Origin of the sequence: Streptomyces sp. NBC_01381 (assembly GCF_026340305.1) — a bacterium.
In the GTDB taxonomy this organism is placed as follows: domain Bacteria; phylum Actinomycetota; class Actinomycetes; order Streptomycetales; family Streptomycetaceae; genus Streptomyces.
The window spans coordinates 948,422-968,146 of sequence record NZ_JAPEPI010000002.1; the positions used below are offsets into that span (position 1 = coordinate 948,422).

15 protein-coding genes and 1 pseudogene are annotated in these 19,725 nt (G+C 70.6%); 11 read left to right on the top strand and 5 right to left on the bottom strand.

The window, feature by feature from the left end; all coding sequences use genetic code 11:
- Window positions 1-40: 40 nt before the first annotated feature.
- Window positions 41-2,380 (bottom strand): ABC transporter ATP-binding protein, encoded by a 2,340-nt coding sequence (locus OG453_RS26055; RefSeq protein ID WP_266870928.1) that lies wholly within the window; start codon window positions 2,378-2,380, stop codon window positions 41-43.
- A complete protein-coding gene (locus OG453_RS26060; RefSeq protein ID WP_266870929.1) occupies window positions 2,377-4,389 on the bottom strand; it encodes an ABC transporter ATP-binding protein in 2,013 nt (670 codons plus the stop codon). The genes OG453_RS26055 and OG453_RS26060 overlap by 4 nt, the downstream gene beginning before the upstream one ends.
- Before the next feature lie 184 nt (window positions 4,390-4,573).
- Here OG453_RS26060 and OG453_RS26065 point away from each other — a divergent pair, with 184 nt between their 5' ends.
- From OG453_RS26065 to OG453_RS26080, 4 genes are read left to right on the top strand one after another with little or no spacing between them, the layout of a single operon-like run.
- Window positions 4,574-5,476 (top strand): ABC transporter ATP-binding protein, encoded by a 903-nt coding sequence (locus tag OG453_RS26065; protein WP_266870931.1) that lies wholly within the window; start codon window positions 4,574-4,576, stop codon window positions 5,474-5,476.
- Window positions 5,473-6,216, top strand: coding sequence for an ABC transporter permease (locus OG453_RS26070; RefSeq protein ID WP_266870933.1), 744 nt, complete (start codon window positions 5,473-5,475; stop codon window positions 6,214-6,216). Before OG453_RS26065 ends, OG453_RS26070 begins: the two co-directional genes overlap by 4 nt.
- A 46-nt stretch (window positions 6,217-6,262) precedes the next feature.
- Entirely contained in the window at window positions 6,263-7,522 is a 1,260-nt protein-coding gene (locus tag OG453_RS26075; protein ID WP_266873131.1) for a sensor histidine kinase, read from the top strand.
- Window positions 7,515-8,156, top strand: coding sequence for a response regulator transcription factor (locus OG453_RS26080; protein ID WP_266870934.1), 642 nt, complete (start codon window positions 7,515-7,517; stop codon window positions 8,154-8,156). Before OG453_RS26075 ends, OG453_RS26080 begins: the two co-directional genes overlap by 8 nt.
- 3 nt (window positions 8,157-8,159) lie before the next feature.
- Here the strand turns inward: OG453_RS26080 and glgX are convergent, their stop codons facing one another.
- Window positions 8,160-10,475, bottom strand: a complete 2,316-nt coding sequence (gene glgX / locus OG453_RS26085) for a glycogen debranching protein GlgX (protein ID WP_266870935.1) — start codon at window positions 10,473-10,475, stop codon at window positions 8,160-8,162.
- Between the two features lie 293 nt (window positions 10,476-10,768).
- Between glgX and OG453_RS26090 the strand changes: the two genes are divergently transcribed.
- From OG453_RS26090 to OG453_RS26120, 7 genes are all read left to right on the top strand, one after another.
- Window positions 10,769-11,887 (top strand): Ig-like domain-containing protein, encoded by a 1,119-nt coding sequence (locus OG453_RS26090; RefSeq protein WP_266870936.1) that lies wholly within the window; start codon window positions 10,769-10,771, stop codon window positions 11,885-11,887.
- Window positions 11,888-12,058: 171 nt separating this feature from the next.
- Window positions 12,059-13,309, top strand: coding sequence for an Ig-like domain-containing protein (locus tag OG453_RS26095; RefSeq protein WP_266870937.1), 1,251 nt, complete (start codon window positions 12,059-12,061; stop codon window positions 13,307-13,309).
- 63 nt (window positions 13,310-13,372) lie between these two features.
- Complete coding sequence (locus tag OG453_RS26100) at window positions 13,373-14,143, top strand: enoyl-CoA hydratase/isomerase family protein (protein ID WP_266870938.1); 771 nt, start codon at window positions 13,373-13,375, stop codon at window positions 14,141-14,143.
- 180 nt (window positions 14,144-14,323) lie between these two features.
- A complete protein-coding gene (locus OG453_RS26105; protein ID WP_266873132.1) occupies window positions 14,324-14,932 on the top strand; it encodes an ATP-binding protein in 609 nt (202 codons plus the stop codon).
- Window positions 14,933-15,313: 381 nt separating this feature from the next.
- Window positions 15,314-16,093 carry a polysaccharide deacetylase family protein gene (locus tag OG453_RS26110; RefSeq protein WP_266870939.1) on the top strand — a complete coding sequence of 260 codons (780 nt, stop codon included), beginning with the start codon at window positions 15,314-15,316 and terminating at the stop codon, window positions 16,091-16,093.
- Entirely contained in the window at window positions 16,093-17,277 is a 1,185-nt protein-coding gene (locus OG453_RS26115; RefSeq protein WP_266870940.1) for a YncE family protein, read from the top strand. The genes OG453_RS26110 and OG453_RS26115 overlap by 1 nt, the downstream gene beginning before the upstream one ends.
- 110 nt (window positions 17,278-17,387) lie before the next feature.
- Window positions 17,388-17,939, top strand: a complete 552-nt coding sequence (locus OG453_RS26120) for a glycoside hydrolase family 25 protein (protein ID WP_266870941.1) — start codon at window positions 17,388-17,390, stop codon at window positions 17,937-17,939.
- 9 nt (window positions 17,940-17,948) lie between these two features.
- Here the strand turns inward: OG453_RS26120 and OG453_RS26125 are convergent.
- Window positions 17,949-18,614, bottom strand: a pseudogene (locus OG453_RS26125) (NADPH-dependent F420 reductase); the annotation flags it as partial.
- A gap of 87 nt (window positions 18,615-18,701) precedes the next feature.
- Window positions 18,702-19,709, bottom strand: coding sequence for a zinc-dependent alcohol dehydrogenase family protein (locus OG453_RS26130; protein ID WP_266870943.1), 1,008 nt, complete (start codon window positions 19,707-19,709; stop codon window positions 18,702-18,704).
- Window positions 19,710-19,725: the final 16 nt, after the last annotated feature.

Genomic DNA, 19,725 nt, shown 5'->3' on the forward strand with positions numbered 1-19,725 from the left:
ACCCGGAAAGCGCGACCCGGAAAGCGACCCGGAAGGCGCCCTACCCCACCACGCTGTCCCGCCAGGCGCGGTGCAGATCCGCGAACGAACCGCTGCCCGCGATGAGTTCGTCCGGAGTGCCGTCCTCCACGACCCGGCCGTGCTCCATCACGAGCACCCGGTCGGCGATCTCCACGGTGGAGAGCCGGTGGGCGATCACGACGGCCGTGCGGCCGCGCAGCACCGTGTCCATGGCGCGCTGCACGGCCCGCTCGCCCGGGATGTCCAGGGAGCTGGTCGCCTCGTCCAGGATGAGCACCGCCGGGTCGGCGAGCAGCGCCCGCGCGAAGGCCACCAACTGCCGCTGACCGGCGGAGATACGGCCGCCCCTCTTGCGTACGTCGGTGTCGTAGCCGTCCGGCAGCGAGGCGATGAAGTCGTGCGCGCCGATCGCCTTCGCCGCGTGCTCGATGTCCTCGCGGGTGGCGTCCGGGCGGCCGATGGCGATGTTCTCCGCGACCGTGCCGGAGAAGAGGAAGGCCTCCTGGGTCACCATGACCACGCCGCGCCGCAGTTCGGCGTTGGCGAGGTCGCGCAGATCGACCCCGTCGAGGAGGACCCGGCCGTCCGTCGGGTCGTAGAAGCGGGCCAGGAGCTTGGCGAGCGTCGACTTGCCCGCGCCGGTGGAGCCGACGACGGCGACGGTCTGCCCGGCGGGCAGCGTCAGGTCGAAGCGGGGAAGCACCTCGCCGCCGGTGCGGTAGGCGAACCGCACGCCGTCGAAGCGGACCTCGCGGCCCGGGTGTTCGGAGGCGAGGGAGGGCAGGGGGCGCGCGGACTCGGCGGCCGGTTCCGGTACCGAAGGGGTCTGGGCGAGCAGGCCCGCGACCTTCTCCAGGGAAGCGGCCGCCGACTGGTAGGAGTTGAGGAACATGCCGAGCCGGTCGATCGGGTCGTAGAGACGGCGCAGATAGAGCACCGCTGCGGCGAGGACCCCGAGCGCGAGCGTGCCGTCGGTGACGCGGTAGGCACCCCACAGGACGATGCCGGCGACGGCCGTGTTGGCGACGAGCCGGGACCCGACGACATAGCGGGCCATCTCCAGCATCGCGTCGCCGTTGCTGCGCTCGTGACGGTGGTTGAGCACGGCGAACTCGGCCTCGTTGGCGCGCTCGCGGCGGAAGGCGCGGACCGGGCGGATGCCGTTCATGGTCTCGGCGAACTTCACGATGACGGCGGCGATGGCGGTGGAACGCTTGCCGAACAGCGGGCCCGCGCGGCGCTGGTAGCGGCGTACGAGGAGGTAGAGCGGCACGAACGACACCACCGCGGCTGCGCCGAGGCTCAGGTCGAGCCAGAGCAGCATCGCCGAGATGTAGACGAAGGACAGGATGACGGTGATCAGCTCCTGCAGGCCCTCGCTGAGCAGCTCCCGCAGGGATTCCACATCCGTGGTGGAACGGGAGATCAGCCGCCCCGATGTGTACCGCTCGTGGAAGTCCACGCTGAGCGCCTGCGCGTGCCGGAAGATCCGCCCGCGCAGATCGAGCAGCACGTCCTGGTTCACCCGCGCAGAGGCGACGATGAACGCGTACTGGAACCCGGCGGACGCGGCCGCGCACAGCAGATAGCCGAGACCGACGGCGATCAACGGCCCGTAGTCGTCGCGGCGTACGGCCGGCACGCCGCTGTCGATGGCGTACGCCACGAGCAGCGGCCCGCCCTGCACGGCGGCCTGCTGCAGCAGGAGCAGCACGGTCGCGAGCACGACCCGCCTGCGCAGCGGCGCGAGCAGCGAACGGAGCAGCGCGGCGGTGGCGCCGGGCGCAGTGGGGAGCGTGTCCTGGTCGAAGTCGTCGGTGGGGGAAGGGGATTCGGCGGGGGCAGGGTGCGGGGCGGGGGAGCCGTTGAGGGGGGCGGGCTCCGTGTTGGAACGGGCCGCGGTGTTGGGACGGGCCGCCGCGTCGGGGCGGGCTGCCGTGTTGGAACGGGCTGCCGTGTTGGAACGGGCATCCGTGTCGGGACGGGCTGCCGTGTTGGAACGGGCTGCCGTGTTGGAACGGGCTGCCGTGTTGGAACGGGCCTCCGTGTCGGAACGGGCTGCCGCGTCGGGGCGGGCCTCCGTGTTGGAACGGGCTGCCGTGTCGGGACGGGCTGCCGTGTTGGAACGGGCCTCCGTGTCGGGACGGGCTGCCGCGTCGGGGCGGGCTGCCGTGTTGGGACGGGCCTCCGCGTTGGAACGGGCCTCCGCATCGGAACGGGTTCGCGACCCGGCTGACGCGTCCGTTCCCGGGCGGCGCTCGTCGCCCGGGTGCCGCTCGTCGTCCAGGTGCCGACGGCCCCCCGGCTCTTCCTCCCCGCCCGGCCCCGTGGTCCGTGACGCCGGTGTCGATGCCGTCATCGTGCCGCCTCCCCCTCCGCGGACGTGTCGTCCGCCTCTTCCCGAGCGGAAGCGGGCTCCGCCCCCGACATCAGCCACGCGTACTCCGCGTTCTCCCGCAGCAGTTCCTGGTGCGTGCCCACCGCCGTGATCCGGCCTCCGGACAGCAGGGCGACGCGGTCGGCGAGCAGGACCGTGGACGGGCGGTGCGCCACCACCAGGGCCGTGGTGTCCCGCAGGACGCGGCGCAGGGCCGCCTCCACCAGGGCCTCCGTGTGCACGTCCAGGGCGGACAGCGGATCGTCGAGGACCAGGAAGCGGGGGCGGGCGACCACCGCGCGGGCCAGGGCGAGGCGCTGGCGCTGGCCCCCGGACAGGCTCAGGCCCTGCTCGCCCACCTGTGTGTCCGTGCCCTGCGGCAGCGCGTGCGCGAAGTCGGCCTGCGCGATGTCGAGGGCGCGCGCCAACTCGGGCTGCCCGGCGGCCTCTTCGGCCCCCATCAGGACGTTCTCGCCGACCGACGCGGAGAACAGTGTCGGCTCCTCGAAGGCCACGGCCACCAGCGTGCGCAGCTGCTCGCGGTCCATCTCCGCGATGTCCGCGCCGTCCAGCGTGATGCGGCCCTCGCTCACCTCGTGCAGCCGCGGCACCAGCGCCGTCAGGGTCGTCTTGCCGCTGCCCGTCGCACCGACGAGGGCGAGCGTCTCGCCCGTGCGTATGTGCAGATCGATGCGGTCGAGCGCGGGTGGCGCGTCGGGCGGGGCGTCGGGATAGCGGAACCGTACGCCGTGAAAGCGGAGCCCGGCTTCCCCGGAGCCGGACCGGGCCCCTGGGCCGGTGGCGGACCCGGCGTCGGTGGCGGATCCAGCGCCGCCCCTGGCCCTGCCCCCGGCGCCGGACTTGGACCCGATCCCCGAGCCGACGCCGACGCCGATGCCGACTCCAGCCCCAGCCCCAGCCTCAGCGCCGACCCCGCCCCCGACCGACGAAGACTCCTGCTCCGCGTCCATCACCTCGAAGTACCGCTCCGTGGCCGTCGCCGACTCCTGGCTCATCGCGAGCAGGAAGCCGATCGACTCCACCGGCCAGCGCAGGGCGAGGGCCGTCGAGAGGAACGCCACGAGCGTGCCCGTGGACAGGTCGCCGTCGGCCACCTGCACCGTGCCGAGCACAAGGGCCGCACCGATCGCGACCTCCGGCAGCGCCATGATCACCGCGTAGATCGCGGCGAGCAGCCGCGCCTTGGCGAGTTCCGTGCCCCGCAGCGTGTGCGAAAGATCGTGGAAGGCCCGCGCCTGACTGCGGTGACGGCCGAAGCCCTTGATGATGCGGATGCCGAGCACGCTCTCCTCGACGACGGTCGTCAGATCGCCGACCTGGTCCTGCGCCCGCCGCGCCACCGCCATGTACCGGCCCTCGAAGTACGCGCAGACGATCACCAGCGGCACCAGCGGGGTCATCAGTACGAGCCCGAGCGTCCAGTCCTGCGCGACCAGGATGACCATGCCGACCACGATCGTCGCGCCGTTGACCACCAGGAACGTCAGCGGGAAGGCGAGGAACATCCGAAGCAGCATCAGATCCGTCGTGCCGCGCGAAAGCAGCTGGCCCGACGCCCACCGGTCGTGGAACGCCACCGGAAGCCGCTGCAGATGGCGGTAGAGATCCGCCCGCATCGCCGCCTCGACGGAGGCGAGCGGCCGCGCCACCAGCCACCGCCGCAGGCCGAAGAGGAGCGCCTCGGCGATGCCGAGCAGCAACAGGAGCAGCGCCCCGAGCCACACCCCGCCGAGGTCCCGCTCGGCCACCGGGCCGTCCACGAGCCACTTCAGTACGAGGGGGAAGACAAGCCCCGTACAAGAGGCGAGGATGGCGACAAATGCCGCGCTGAACAGGCGAGTTCGTACGGGGCGGACATAGGGCCACAGACGCAGCAGGGTCCGCGCGGCGGACCCTCCCGAGTGTTCCCCCGCTGGTCGCCCCGCTGATTCCTTCGCTGATTCCTTGGTCGGTGCATCTTGGTTCGGCATCAGGAGCGAGCCTACGGACGGCCACTGACAGCGCCCACCGAGTTTTGGCCCGGACGCGCTCGTCCGCTGGTCCTAGGACCCGCCGCCATCGGCGAGGTCGTACCCGCCATCAACCGATCGGCTGATGCCGCTTCGAGCGCGATGGGCGATGCCCGCACCCCCGCCCACCGGCGAGGCTCGCCCCATGCCCATCATCGAAGTGCGCGACCTGCACAAGGCCTACGGCGGACGTGCCGCCGTCGACGGTGTCTCCTTCGCCGTCGAGGAAGGCGAGATCTTCGGAGTCCTCGGACCGAACGGCGCGGGCAAGACCACCACGGTGGAGTGCGTCGAAGGCCTGCGGACCCCCGACACGGGGACGGTCCGGGTCGCCGGGCTCGACCCCGCCGCCGACCACGACCGCGTCACCCGGCTCCTCGGCGCCCAGCTCCAGGAGAGCGAGCTGCAGGCGAAGCTCACCGTCCGCGAGGCGCTCGAACTGTACGCCGCCTTCTATCCGCACCCCGCGAACTGGCACCCCCTCGCCGAACGCCTGCGCCTCACCGACAAGTTGGACAGCCGCTTCGGCAAGCTCTCCGGAGGGCAGAAGCAGCGCCTGTTCATCGCGCTCGCACTGATCGGCAGCCCGAGGGTCGTCGTCCTCGACGAGCTGACCACGGGACTCGACCCGCGCGCCCGCCGCGACACCTGGCAGCTCATCGAGGACGTACGCGACAGCGGAGTGACCGTCCTCCTGGTCACCCACTTCATGGAGGAGGCCCAGCGCCTCTGCGACCGCATCGCCGTCATCGACCAGGGCCGGATCGCCGCGCTCGACACCCCCGCGGGCCTGATCAGCCGGGCCGCCGGATCCACCGTCATGTCGTTCACGCCGTCCGCGCCGCTCGACGAGCGGGAACTCGCCGCGCTGCCGCAGCTCACCTCCGTCGAGGAGCGGGACGGCCGCTACACGATCAACGGCACCGACGCGACCGTCGACGCGGCCATCACGCTGCTCGCCCGGCACCACATCACCGCCCGTCAACTACGGGTCTCCGACGCCACGTTGGACGACGCGTTCCTCGACCTGACGGGAGCCAAGGCATGAGCGCCGCCACCACCGCCGTCGTGAAGAGCGAGTTCCGCCTCTTCACCCGTGAACCCGGCGGGATCTTCTGGATCCTGGCGTTCCCCGCCATCCTCCTGGTGATCCTCGGCTCCATCCCGTCCTTCCGGGAGGCCGACGACTCGCTCGGCGGGCTTCGCATGGTCGACGCGTACGTCCCCGTGACGGTGCTCCTCGCCATGATCATGGCGGGCGGTCAGTCCATGCCGCCCGTCATCACCGGCTACCGCGAACGCGGCATCCTGCGCCGGATGTCCACCACCCCGGTGCGCCCCACGTCACTGCTCGCCGCGCAGATGGGCCTGCACGGCGCGGCCGCGCTGCTCTCGGCGCTGCTCTCGCTCGTGGTGGGCCGCATCGCCTTCGACGTACCGCTGCCGCGCATGGCCTTCGGATACGTCGTCGCCCTCGCCCTGGCGATCTGCGCGGCCCTGGCCATGGGCGCCCTGGTCTCCGCGCTCTCCCGCACATCGAAGATCGCCACCGCGATCGGCTCGGCGGTCTTCTTCCCCTCGATGTTCACCGCGGGCGTCTGGCTGCCGGTCCAGTCCATGCCCGAAACCCTCGCCCGCATCGTCGAGTTCACCCCCTTCGGCGCGGCCTCGCAGGCGCTGTACGAGGCGGCTGCGGGGGACTGGCCGGGGTGGGCGCACCTGGGTGTGCTCGCCCTGTGGACGGTGGCGCTGACGTACGGCGCGGCGCGCTGGTTCCGCTGGGAGTGAGGGCATGGGCCGGGCGGTGTGCGTCGACGACACTGGGGCCATGGCCATGAGCACGGCGGACGCCGCGAAGATCATCGAGCAGCGATGGGGTCTCTTCAACCGCTGGGGCCCCTACGTCCTGCTCGGCTTCGGGCTCCTCATGGCGCTCGCCACCTCCGGCGTCGTCGGCATGAGCCGGGGCGAGCGGTACGCGTCCTGGGCTCTCGTGGGCGCCGGGCTCGCGCTCCAGCTGTGGTGGAGCGCGGCGGCCGGAAGCCGTCCGGGCCCCTCGGCCGCCGGAACCCTCTACTACGCCGTGCGCTGGGCGCTCGCCTTCGTCCTCACCTGGTTCAACCCGTTCTTCGCGTTCTACGCCGTCGTCGGCTACTTCGGCGCCGAACGGCTGCTGCCGCCGCGCCTGGTCAAGCCCGGCCTGTTCGCCACGGCCGTCATCATGGCCGGCTCCCAGTCCGGCGGTCTGCCGCCGCACGACGAACTCGGCTGGACCGTCTTCGGCGCGCTGCTCGCCGTGAACGTCGCCCTGCTGATCGTCTTCGCGCACCTCGCGGCCCAGGAGGACGAGCGCAACCGCATCGCCGTCTCCACCATCGTCGAACTGGAGCACACCAACACCGCGTTGCAGCAGGCCATGGACGAGAACGCCGCCCTGCACTCCCAACTCCTGGTCCAGGCACGGGAGGCGGGGGTGGCCGACGAGCGGCGCCGCCTCGCCGCCGAGATCCACGACACCATCGCGCAGGGCCTGACCGGCATCATCGCCCAGCTCCAGGTCGTCGCCAACGCCTCCGACGAGACGCTGGCCCGCGAACATCTGGGCCGCGCCGCCGATCTCGCCCGGCACAGCCTGGGCGAGGCCCGCCGCTCCGTCCACAACCTCTCCCCGACGGCCCTGGAACACGACGAGCTGCCCGAAGCGCTGAAGAAGACGGTCACGGAGTGGGCCGAACGCACCGGCGTCCGCGCCGAGGTCACGGTCACCGGACCCGCCGAGCCCCTGCACGAAGAGATCGAGGCGACCCTCCTGCGCATCGTCCAGGAGGCACTGTCCAACGCCTCCCGGCACGCCGCCGCCACCCGGGTCGGGGTCACCCTCTCCTACATGGACGGCGAGGTCACCCTCGACGTGCGGGACGACGGCCGCGGCTTCGACCCGCTGACACTCGTCAAGCGCAGCGGATCCGGAGGCTTCGGCCTCGACGGCATGCGGGCCCGCGCCGAGCGCATCGCGGGCTCGTTCACGGTCGAATCGGAACCGGGCGGCGGCACCGCACTGTCGGCTCGCGTACCGTTGGTCCGCCATGGCTGACGTGATCACTCTCCTCATCGTCGACGACCATCCCGTCGTACGCGACGGACTGCGCGGCATGTTCCAGTCCGACCCGTGCTTCGAGGTGCTCGGCGAGGCCGCCGACGGCGTCGAGGCGGTCGCCCTGACCGAACGCCTCGACCCGGACGTCGTCCTGATGGACCTGCGCATGCCCGGCGGCAACGGCGTCGACGCGATCGCCGAGCTCACCCGGCGCGGCGCCCGCTCCCGGGTCCTCGTCCTCACCACGTACGACACGGACTCGGACACGCTCCCCGCGATCGAGGCGGGCGCGACGGGCTACCTCCTCAAGGACGCACCCCGCGACGAGCTGTTCACCGCGGTCCGCGCGGCCGCCCAGGGCCGCACGGTCCTCTCCCCGGCGGTGGCCTCCCGCCTCGTCTCGGCGGTCCGCGCTCCGGCGACGACACCGGGCAACGAAGCGCTCTCGGCCCGCGAACGGGAGGTCCTCGTCCTGGTCGCCAAGGGCACGTCCAACCGCGAGATCGCCCGCGAACTCTTCATCAGCGAGGCCACGGTGAAGACCCACCTCACCCACATCTACGCCAAGCTGGACGCGAAGGACCGCGCGGCGGCGGTAGCGGTGGCATACACCCGAAAAATCCTGAGCTGACCCTCACCTGCACACCCGCAGCAGAACCACCGCCCGCCCCGCCACAGTCACCGCACCCCCCGCCCGATGGACATCCCCCGGCGCCACCCCCTGCTCCTCCAGGGAGGTGTCCACCACCACCTCGTACGCGCCGGCCCACGGCTCACCCGGCAGCACGAAGCTCACCGGCCCTTCCCCCGCGTGCAGCACCGCGAGAAAGCTGTCGTCCACCACCGGCACCCCCCACGCGTCCCGCCCGGGAATGTCCCGCCCCGACAGATACATCCCCAGCGTCGCCGCGGGCGCGTACCAGTCCGCCTCCGTCATCTCCGCGCCCCGCGCGGTGAACCACGCCAGATCCCGCAGCCCGTCGGCGGAGTGCGCACGGCCGGAGAAGAAGGCCCGCCGCCGCAGCACGGGATGCGCGTGCCGCAACGCGATCAGCCGGGACGTCAGGTCGAACAGCGCCCGCCACCCCGGATCCTCGAGCAACCCCCAGTCGACCCAACTGACCTCGTTGTCCTGGCAGTACGCGTTGTTGCTGCCCCGCTGGGTACGCCCCATCTCGTCGCCCGCGACCAGCATCGGCACCCCGGTGGACAGCAGCAGCGTGGTCAGCAGATTCCGCAGCTGCCGGCGGCGCACCTCCGCCACCCGCGCATCATCCGTCTCGCCCTCCGCGCCGCAGTTCCAGGAGCGGTTGTCGTCCGAGCCGTCCCGGTTGCCCTCGCCGTTGGCCTCGTTGTGCTTGCGCTCGTAGGAGACCAGGTCCCGCAGCGTGAACCCGTCGTGCGCCGTCACGAAGTTCACCGACGCGTACGGCCGCCGCCCGCCCCAGGCATAGAGGTCGCTCGAGCCGGAGAGCCGGTAGCCCAGGTCCCGCACATCGGGCAGCGCGCCCCGCCAGAAGTCCCGTACGGCGCCTCGGTAGCGGTCGTTCCACTCCGTCCACAGCGGAGGGAAGGCCCCCACCTGATAGCCCCCGGACCCCACGTCCCACGGCTCGGCGATCAGCTTCACCCGGCGAAGGACCGGATCCTGTGCGATCACCGCCAGGAACGGCGACAGCATGTCCACGTCGTGGAAGGAGCGAGCCAGCGCCGCCGCCAGATCGAAGCGGAAGCCGTCCACTCCCATCTCCGTCACCCAGTACCGCAGCGAGTCCGTGATGAGGCGCAGGACGTGCGGCTGGACGACCTGGAGCGTGTTCCCGCACCCCGTGTAGTCCGCGTACCGCCGGGCGTCGGACGGCTGGAGCCGGTAGTAGCCGCGGTTGTCGATGCCCTTCAAGGAGAGCATCGGGCCCAACTCGCCCGCTTCCGCCGTGTGGTTGTAGACCACGTCCAGAATCACCTCGATCCCGGCCTCGTGCAGCGCCCGCACCATCCGCTTGAACTCGCCGACCTGCTGCCCCGTCGTCCCCGACGCCGCGTACGCCGCGTGCGGTGCGAAGTAGCCGATCGAGTTGTAGCCCCAGTAGTTCCTCAGGCCCCGGCGCAGCAGATGGTCCTCGTGCGCGAACTGGTGGACGGGCAGCAGCTCCACCGCCGTCACACCCAGGCGTACGAGATGGTCGATCGCCGCCGGATGCGCCAACCCCGCGTACGTACCGCGGAGTTCCTCCGGTATCCCGGGGTGCAGTTTGGTGAAGCCCCGGACATGCACCTCGTAGATGACCGAGTCCGCCCACGGCGTCTTGGGGCGCCGGTCGTCCGTCCACTCGTCGTCCGGCGCGTCGTCGTGCACGACCACGCCCTTGGGGACGTACGGCGCCGAGTCCCGGTCGTCCCGCACCGTGTCGGCCACCTGCTGCTGGGGCCAGTCCCGCACATGCCCGTACACCTCGGGCGGCAGCCCGCGCGCGCCGAAGTCGCCGTCCACCGCGCGCGCGTACGGGTCGAGGAGCAGCTTCGCCGGGTTCCAGCGCGCGCCCGTCCAGGGGTCCCAGCGGCCGTGCACGCGGTAGCCGTAGCGCTGCCCCGGACGGACTCCCGGCACGAAGCCGTGCCAGATCTCGTGCGTCAGCTCGGTCAGCGGACAGCGCGTCTCGACGCCCTCGTCGTCGAAGAGACACACCTCGGCGGCCTCCGCACCGCCCGCCCACAGCGCGAAGTTGGTGCCCGCGACGCCGTCGGGCCCCACCCTGAACCGCGCGCCGAGCGGCGTCGGCGCCCCCGGCCACACCGGCGGCCGCCGCGCCTCGGCCGCGTCCCGCGCCGGTGCGCGCACGGCGGGCGCACCGGCCGATGTCCCGTTCACGGCGGCGGGCTGCCCGGCCACGGCCGCGCCCGTCCCGCGCCGCCCACCCCGCAGTGCTTCCTGTTCGGCTGCGCTGGACACCCACTCGCCTCCCGCGGCTCGACCCCCGCCGCGTCCCGGCGGCCGGGGCTTACCAGACCGGACGACGCGAGCGGACCCCAAGGCTCCCCGCGCCGTCCTCCCCACTGTTCTGCCCAGCGGGTGCGTCGCACTCACGTTTCCCCAGGAGGGGGACGGTCGTTGGGACGGACGTGAGACAGGTAGCGAGGCGCGCACGGCGCGCAGGGGCCGCGCTGGCCGCCGTAGTGACATGGGCAGGACTGCTGGCCGGAGCCGCGGGATGCAGCGGTGACTCAGGCGGCATCGACCGCCTCATGGGCAAGCCGCGCTCGCCCGCCGACGCGATCCGGGTGACCCCCGACGACGGCAGCAAGGGCGTCAAGGGCGACGAACGGCTCCAGGTGAAGGTCCCCGACGGACGCCTCGAATCGGTGAAGGTCAGCCGGGTGCAGGACGCCCAGGAACTCCCGGTGCCCGGCCGCATCGACGAGAACGGCACGACCTGGAAGCCGCTGGACGACGGCGGCCTGGCGCTCGCCGCGAAGTACTCGGTGCACGCCGTCGCCATCGACGGCCACGGCCGCCGCTCGGCCCGGCACACGACGTTCACGACGTACGTCCCCGACGAGCGGTTCATCGGATACGTGACGCCGGAGAACCGCTCCACCGTCGGCACCGGCATGATCGTCTCCCTGGAGTTCAACCGGGAGATCGAGAACCGCGAGGCCGTCCAGCGCGCCATCCACGTCACCGCGGAGCCGGCCGTCGACGTACGCCCGCACTGGTTCGGCAAGACCCGCGTCGACTTCCGCCCCGAGAAGTACTGGAAGCCCGGCACCAAGGTCACCGTCGGCCTGGGCCTGCGCGACATCGAGGCCGCGCCCGGCGTCTACGGCCTCCAGGACAAGAGCTTCACCTTCACCGTCGGCCGCAGCCAGCATTCCCTGGTCGACGCCGCCGAGCACACCATGGAAGTACGCCGCGACGGCGAGCTCCTCTCCACGGTGCCGATCACGGCAGGGGCCCCGAAGACGACGACGTACAACGGGAAGATGGTGGTCACCGAGATGCTCGACGTGACCCGCATGAACAGCCGCACCGTCGGCTTCGGCGGCGAGTACGACATCCCCGACGTCCCGCACGCCATGCGCCTGACCACGTCCGGCACCTTCCTGCACGGCAACTACTGGTCGCCGGACGCCCCTGGCAACACCAATGTCAGCCACGGCTGCGTGGGCCTGCGCGATGTGAAGGGCGGCAGCTCACAGACCCCGGCGGGCTGGTTCTTCGACCGGAGTCTGATCGGTGACGTCGTGGAAGTTGTCAACAGCCATGACAAGAAAGTCGCTCCTGACAACGGGCTCGGTGGCTGGAACATGGAGTGGAAGGACTGGACGGCACCGCCCGGAGCCAAGCCGGAGGCCAAGCCCTGAGCCGGGAGTTGAGGTGGGGCCCGCACCGCATGCGCAGTTGGGACTGAACAGTGACATTGGCGGGGACTCATCGGTCAGGACCGTGTGGTTATCTAGCGCGGGGCGCGTGTCGGCACGCGCCAATGCACTGGGGTGCGGGCCTGACCAGGCCGTGTGAGGGGAGACAACATCGTGAACGGGCGACCGATATCGGGGACGTCGGTTGGTGCGCGGGGGAGCGCACGGCGGCGGGGGAGCAAGGGCCTCTTTGCGGTGGCATCGGGTGTGACACTGCTGTTGGTCACGGCCTGCGGCGGGGGCGGCGGCTCGGACTCGGGTGACGACGGCAAGGGCAAGGGCAAGGCGGCCGACAAGAACGCGCCGTCGACGGCTGTGGTGACCGTGGCCCCGAAGGACGGCGCGGAGTCGGTGGCCACCAGCGGGGCCCTGAAGATAGCCGCCGACAAGGGCAAGCTGTCCCAGGTCAAGGTCGAGGACAGCAAGGGCAATCCGGTCCCCGGCAAGATCACTTCGGGTGGCGCGACGTGGACGCCCGCGCACCACCTGGCGGCCTCCACGAAGTACAAGGTCCACGCGATCGCCAAGGACTCCGAGGGCCGCGAGTCCGCCAAGGACACGTCGTTCACGACGCTGACCCCGAAGAACACCTTCGTCGGCCAGTTCACTCCGGAGGACGGCTCGAAGGTCGGCGTCGGGATGCCGTTCTCCGTCCACTTCAACCGCGGGATCACCGCGCCCGAGGACGTCGAGAAGGCCATCGAGATCAAGACCGAGCCGGCCGTGGACGTCGAGCCCCACTGGTTCGGCAACGACCGCATCGACTTCCGCCCCGAGAAGTACTGGAAGGCGGGCACGAAGGTCACCGTCAACCTCAACCTCGACGGCGTCGAGGGACGGCCCGGCGTGTACGGCGAGCAGGCCAAGACCCTGAAGTTCACCATCGGCCGCAGCCAGGTCTCCACCGTCGACGCCAAGTCCCACCAGATGAAGGTCGTCCGGGACGGCAAGCAGATCAAGAAGATCCCGATCACCGCGGGCGCCCCCGGCACGACGACGTACAACGGCCAGATGGTCATCAGCGAGAAGCTCCAGGTCACGCGGATGAACGGCGACACGGTCGGCTTCGGCGGCGAGTACGACATCAAGGACGTCCCGCACGCGATGCGCCTGTCCAACTCGGGCACGTTCATCCACGGCAACTACTGGTCGGGCGGTGCCTTCGGCAACACGAACGCCAGCCACGGCTGTGTCGGCCTGAGCGACGTGCGCGGCGGCTACAGCAAGAAGACGCCCGGAGGATGGTTCTTCAACAACTCCCTCGTCGGGGACCTGGTGGTCGTGAAGAACTCGGCGGACAAGACGATCCAGCCCGAGAACGGCTTCAACGGCTGGAACATGTCCTGGGAGAAGTGGAAGGCCTGACAGGCCCGCCGGGATGCCCGGCCGCATGTCGCTGTCATGCGGGGCACGGCTAACGTGCCTCGCATGACATCTGTGCATCTCGAAGTCGCCGAAGGCGTCGGCACGATCCGCCTCGACCGCCCTCCGATGAACGCGCTCGACATCGCCCTGCAGGACCGGCTCAAGGAACTGGCCGAAGAGGCGACCCGGCGCGACGACGTACGCGCCGTGATCATCTACGGCGGCGAGAAGGTGTTCGCGGCGGGCGCGGACATCAAAGAGATGCAGGACATGGACCACGCGGCGATGATCGTGCGGTCCCGTGCCCTGCAGGACTCGTTCACCGCCGTCGCCCGCATCCCCAAGCCGGTCGTCGCCGCCGTCACCGGCTATGCCCTCGGCGGCGGCTGCGAGCTCGCGCTCTGCGCCGACTTCCGCATCGCCGCCGACAACGCCAAGCTCGGCCAGCCGGAGATCCTGCTCGGCCTGATCCCCGGCGCGGGCGGCACCCAGCGCCTGTCCCGTCTGGTCGGCCCGTCCAAGGCCAAGGACCTCATCTTCACCGGCCGCATGGTGAAGGCCGAAGAGGCGCTCACCATCGGCCTGGTGGACCGCGTCGTGCCCGCCGCCGAGGTGTACGAGCAGGCGCACCAGTGGGCGGCGCGGCTCGCGCAGGGGCCCGCGCTGGCGCTGCGCGCCGCAAAGGAGGCCGTGGACGCGGGCCTGGAGACGGACATCGACACCGGGCTCGCTATCGAGCGCACCTGGTTCGCGGGTCTGTTCGCCACGGAGGACCGCGAGCGGGGCATGCGCAGCTTCGTCGAGGAGGGTCCCGGCAAGGCGAAGTTCCTCTGACGTACCCCTGAAGTGCCCCTGGAATGTGATCAGTTGAGGGCACGTCAGCATGCGTGTCCCCCGAAGGGGCGGATTATGCGAGGCTTAAGAGAACCTTAAGCCTGCCTGCTTCGGGGCTGTTGGTGATCACCCGTAAGCGGGCAGTCATCGCAGGTCGGACGGGCTGTCGCAGGGCCCTAACTGCCACTGGCATATGCCTACTCGGCCCCCCGGAACGGTTGGTTCCGGGGGGCTTATTCCTCCGGAACGGCCCCGGAGGGCGCTCGGTGCGGCCATGATGGGGGCATGGCGGGGCTGGAGGGTATGGAACAGCCGCGGCGGCACGGGAGTGCGACCGCGGCGCGCTGGTCGCCGGCGGTTGAGGACGAACACGCGCTCAAGGCGCTCGAGTTGTTCGGCAACCCGACGGACGCGGAAGTGCCGCTGCCGTCGCGCCCGGAGTCCGCCGCCATCGCGCGCCGGCTCGCGCAGGTCGTCGTGCTCCGCCACTGGGGCCTCTCCCCGAAGATGACCGAGGACGTGGTCCTCCTCGTCTCCGAACTCGTCGGCAACGCCGTGCGGCACACCGGCGCCCGCGTCTTCGGCCTGAAGATGGCGCGGCGGCGCGGCTGGATAAGGATCGAGGTGCGCGACCCCTCGCGCGGACTGCCCTGTCTGATGCCCGTCCATGAGCTCGACCTCAGCGGCCGCGGGCTCTTCCTCGTCGACAAGCTCTCCGACCGGTGGGGCGTGGACCTGCTGCCGCGCGGCAAGACGACCTGGTTCGAGATGCGGGTCGCCGACCGCTGACACGAAAGCCCCCGGTCGCCGATGTGCGGCGGTGCGGGGGCCTTCGTGAAGGGCCATGGACTAATGGGGTGTGGTCCACGGCCACTGAAACGACCTGGGCCCGGGTCAATGGGTCAATGAAGGTCGTGGCATCGACTATGGCAGACGGGGGTCAGCGATCCAAAAGTCCCTATCCGTGCATAAGGGACCAAACCGGGGCATTGCAAAAGTGAATCCTTGGTGAGATGGGACACCTGCCTGGTAAACGCTGGTTAAGTGCAGGCTGTGACAGGTGTTCCGCAAGAGTCGCCCAGGTGGCCGGAGAGTTCGCGGCCCCGACCCGCAGAGGCCCCGAAGCGGGCAATCAGCATCTTTCGCCCGCTTTACCTATTAAATGGGCGCGTGATCGAGACCGACCGCCGAGGAGCCCTGCGCGCGGGCGCCGCCCTGGCCGTCACCGGCGCGCTCGCCACCGGATGCGCCACGACCGGCACCGCCCCCACGCGCGACCGCCCGCACGCATCGCACGGCGCACCCCACGCCACCCCGGCGGCCGCCCCCGCACCCCGCCGCTTCCCCGGCCTCCCCGACCAGATCGCACACAGCCCCCGCGGCCGCCCCCAGGTCGCCCTCACCTTCCACGGCCAGGGCGACCCCGCCACCGCAGGGTCCCTGCTCACCATCGCCGAGAACGCGAACGCCAAGATCACCGTCCTCGCCGTAGGCGGCTGGCTCGACGAACACCCCACGCTCGCCCGCCGCATCCTCGACGGCGGCCACGACCTCGGCAACCACACCCACCACCACCTCACCATCAACGACATGACCGAGGCCGACGCCCGCGCCGAGATCACCGGCTGCGCCGAACGCCTGCGCCGCCTCACCGGCTCCATCGGCACCTGGTTCCGTCCATCGCGCGCCCAGCGGGCGACCCCCCTCGTCGCCCGCATCGCCCACCGCGCCGGCTACCCGCACGTCCTCTCGTACGACGTCGACTCCCTCGACTTCACCTCGCCGGGCGCCCCGGCCGTCACCCGCAAGATCGCCTCAGAGGTGCGCGCGGGCTCCGTCGTGAGCCTGCACTTCGGGTACGCGGACACGGTCGCCGCGCTCCCCGCCGTCCTGGAAGACCTCGACCGCCGCGGCCTGCGCGCGGTGACGACCACGGAGCTGCTGACCTGATGACCCTCCACCTGAACCTCACCCGCCGCACCTCGGCGCTCATCGCCGCCGGTGCCGTCGTCGCCGCACTCGCCGGCTGCGGAACCGACACCCGCGAGAACGAAGCACTCAGCACCAAGGGCATCCAGAAGCCCGCCAAACCCAAGGTGGCGCCGGGCCTCCCCGGCATGCCGCCGGTCCTCGACCCCAAGGACGTCTACGCCGCCGACCGCCCCAACAAGCTCTCCCCGGTGGTCAAGGACTTCCCCTCCCGCGTCTACGTCCCCAACACCAACTCCAACACCGTCTCGGTCATCGACCCCAAGACGTACCGGGTCATCGACACCATCGACGTCGGCGTCCAGCCCCAACACGTCGTCCCCTCCTGGGACATGAAGACCCTCTGGGTCAACAACAACCGCGGCCACACGCTCACGCCCATCAACCCCAAGACCGGCAAGGCGGGCAAGCCGGTCGACGTGCACGACCCCTACAACCTCTACTTCACGCCCAACGGCAAGTACGCCATCGTCATGGCCTCCATGGACCGCGAACTCGTCTTCCGCGACCCGCACACCATGAAGAAGGTCAAGACCGAACCGGTCAGCTGCTACGGCGTCAACCACGCCGACTTCTCCGCCGACGGCCGCTACTTCATCGTTTCCTGCGAATTCTCCGGCGAGCTTCTGAAGGTCGACACGGAGAAGATGAAGGTCATCGGCCAGCAGAAGCTGCCCTTCGAGGGCGCCATGCCGCAGGACGTGAAGGTCTCACCCGACGGCAAGACCTTCTATGTGGCCGACATGATGGCCCACGGCATGTGGGTCCTGAGCGGCGACAAGTTCGACAAGCCGAAGCTCCTTCGCACCGGCAAGGGCTGCCACGGTCTGTACGTCAGCCGTGACTCACGCGAGATGTACGTCTCCAACCGCGGCGAGGGCACCGTCTCCGTCTTCGACTTCCCCAAGAACAAGCTCACCAAGAAGTGGAAGCTCCCCCAGGGCGGCAGCCCCGACATGGGCGGCGTCTCGGCGGACGGCAACACGCTCTGGCTGTCCGGCCGTTACGACTCCGAGGTGTACGCCATCGACACCCGCACCGGCGTCCAGACCGCCCGCATCCCCGTCGGCGGCGGCCCGCACGGCCTCGCGGTCTACCCGCAGCCGGGTCGCTACTCGCTGGGGCACACGGGGATCTTCCGCTGAGTCCACCGAGTCCACCGAGTCCAAGTCATTCAACGGTTGACGACCGCGGCCACCGGGAACGGGGAGGGTAGATCCACCGCCCCGTTCCTCTGCCCCACAGGAGGCCGCGCATGATCCGAGGCATCGACGTCAGCTCGTACCAGTCATCGTTCGACACGGACGGCCTCTCCTTCGTCATCATCAAGGCGACAGAGGGCCGTTCGTACATCAACCCGAGACTGACGGCACAGACGAAGCTGGCACGGGACGGCGGCTGCGTGGTCGGCTTCTACCACTTCCTGTGGCCCGGGAACATCACGGCCCAGGCGGAGTACTTCGTCAGCAAGTCCCCTGAGAAGTCAGGGGACTTGCTGGCGGTGGACTGGGAGTGGACGGGGGATCATACGCGCGCGAGCAATGCGGAGAAGGACCGCTTCATCCGGGAGGTGAAGCGGTTGCGGCCTTCCCATCGGACCGTGCTCTACACGAACCGCGATTTTTGGTTGAACTACGACACCACCTCGTACGCGGGTGACGGCCTCTGGATCGCCGACTACGTGACGGCGGGCAAGCCGCGTATCAAGGCGAAGTGGCGGATCCACCAGTACACGTCGACGCCGCTGGACAAGAACGTGGCGGATTTCGAGAGCGCGCAGGCGCTGCGGGACTGGGCGAAGCCCTAGTCCACGGCCTCAGGCGCGCCACTCCGCCGTGCGCTCCGGGGACGCCTCGGACAGGGCCTTGGTGACCGCGTCCACGTCCGCCGCGAGGCCGTAGACCGGGGTGCCGGGCTGCTGGCGCCACGACTCGTCCTGGCCGCCCGTGTCGACGGTGTCGAAGCCGATCTCGTCGAGCAGATCGCGTACGACCTTCTTGGCGGTCTCGTCGTCGCCGGACACCGGGAGCGCGACGCGGCCCGGGGCGCCCTTGGCCTGGGGCTTGTCGAGGATGTCGTCGGCGTAGGTGCCGTTGAAGGCCTTGATGACGGGGTGGCCGATCTGCCGCTCCGTCCAGCGGCTCTCGGTGAGGCCCTCCTCGATCTCGGCGATCTTCCCGTCGCGCTGCTGCGGGTAGTAGTTGCCGGTGTCGATGACGGCGACGCCGGCGGCCGCGCCGTCCAGGAAGCCCGACGGCAGGTTCGGCACGGCCTTCAGGGGGATCGTCACGACGACCACCTGGGCGTCGCGTGCGGCCTCCTCGACCGTCACCGGCGTCGCGCCGGTCTCGGCAGCGAGCTCGGTGAGGGTCTGCGGGCCGCGGGAGTTCGCGACGGAGACGTCGTGGCCGACGGCCGTGAAGCGACGGGTGAGGTTGCCGCCGATGTTGCCCGCGCCGATGATGCCGATCTTCATGACTTGCCCCTCCGGGGGTTGGTTCGCCGGTCTCTTAGCGGAGCCAACCTCCGGAACGGGTGAGGTATTCCGACCGGGGGTGGGTCGGCCTTCTCAGACCTTCACCACGATCTTGCCGGTGTGCGTGTTGGACTCCATCAGGCGGTGGGCGTCCTGGATGCGGTCCAGGCCCTCGAAGACCTCGGCGATCACCGGGCGGAGCGTGCCGTCGGTGAGGCCCGAGTTGATGTAGGCGGCCGCGCGGTGGCGGCCCTCCTGCGTCTCGGTGACCATCGGGTTTCCGTATCCGTGGACGGACAGGGGCCAGTTCATCGGGAGGGTCGTGGGGCGGGCGTCCAGCCAGCCGTAGATGACGAGCTTGCCGTTGCGGACCAGCGCCTCGCCCAGGGCCTGGAAGCCCGGGCCGCCGATCGCGTCGAGCACGATGTCGGCGCCCCGGCCGTCGGTGAGGCGTTTGGTCTCCTTGACCACGTCCTCGCGGTCGCTGACGATGACGTGCTCGGCGCCCAGGTCCAGGAGCTGCTGCCGCTTGGCCTCGGTGCGGGTGGTGGCGATCGGTACCGCGCCCGCGCGGCGTACGACCTGGATGGCCGCGGTGCCGACGCCGCTGGACGCGCCGGTGATCAGGACGTGCTGGCCCGGCAGCAGCCCGGCAGTCGGGAGCAGCGCGCCGTACGCGGTGGAGTAGGTGACCCAGACGGCGGCCGCGGTCACCGCGTCCACTTCGGCGGGGCGCGGGACGACGGCGCTCTGCGGCAGCAGGACCAGCTCGCCGTACACGCCGTGTGCGCTCAGTTCGGTGTTCGCCGCCGTGAGGACGGTGTCGCCGGGGGCGAAGGCGGTCACTCCCTCGCCGACGGACTCGACGGTGCCCGCGGCCTCGTAGCCGTTGCGGGATGCGGGCAGGGTCGGCTGGTAGTAGTAAGTGCCCGCGCGGAGCAGGGTTTCGGCGCGGTTGAGGCCCAACGCCTCGACGCGGATGCGGACTTCGCCCGGTCCGGGGGCGGGGATCTCCACGGCGTGGATCCGCATGACCTCGGGGCCGCCGATCTCGTCAAAGAGCACGGTACGAGCGGTGGTTGACGCAGCAGTTGTTGTCATGCGGGAAACGCTAGGC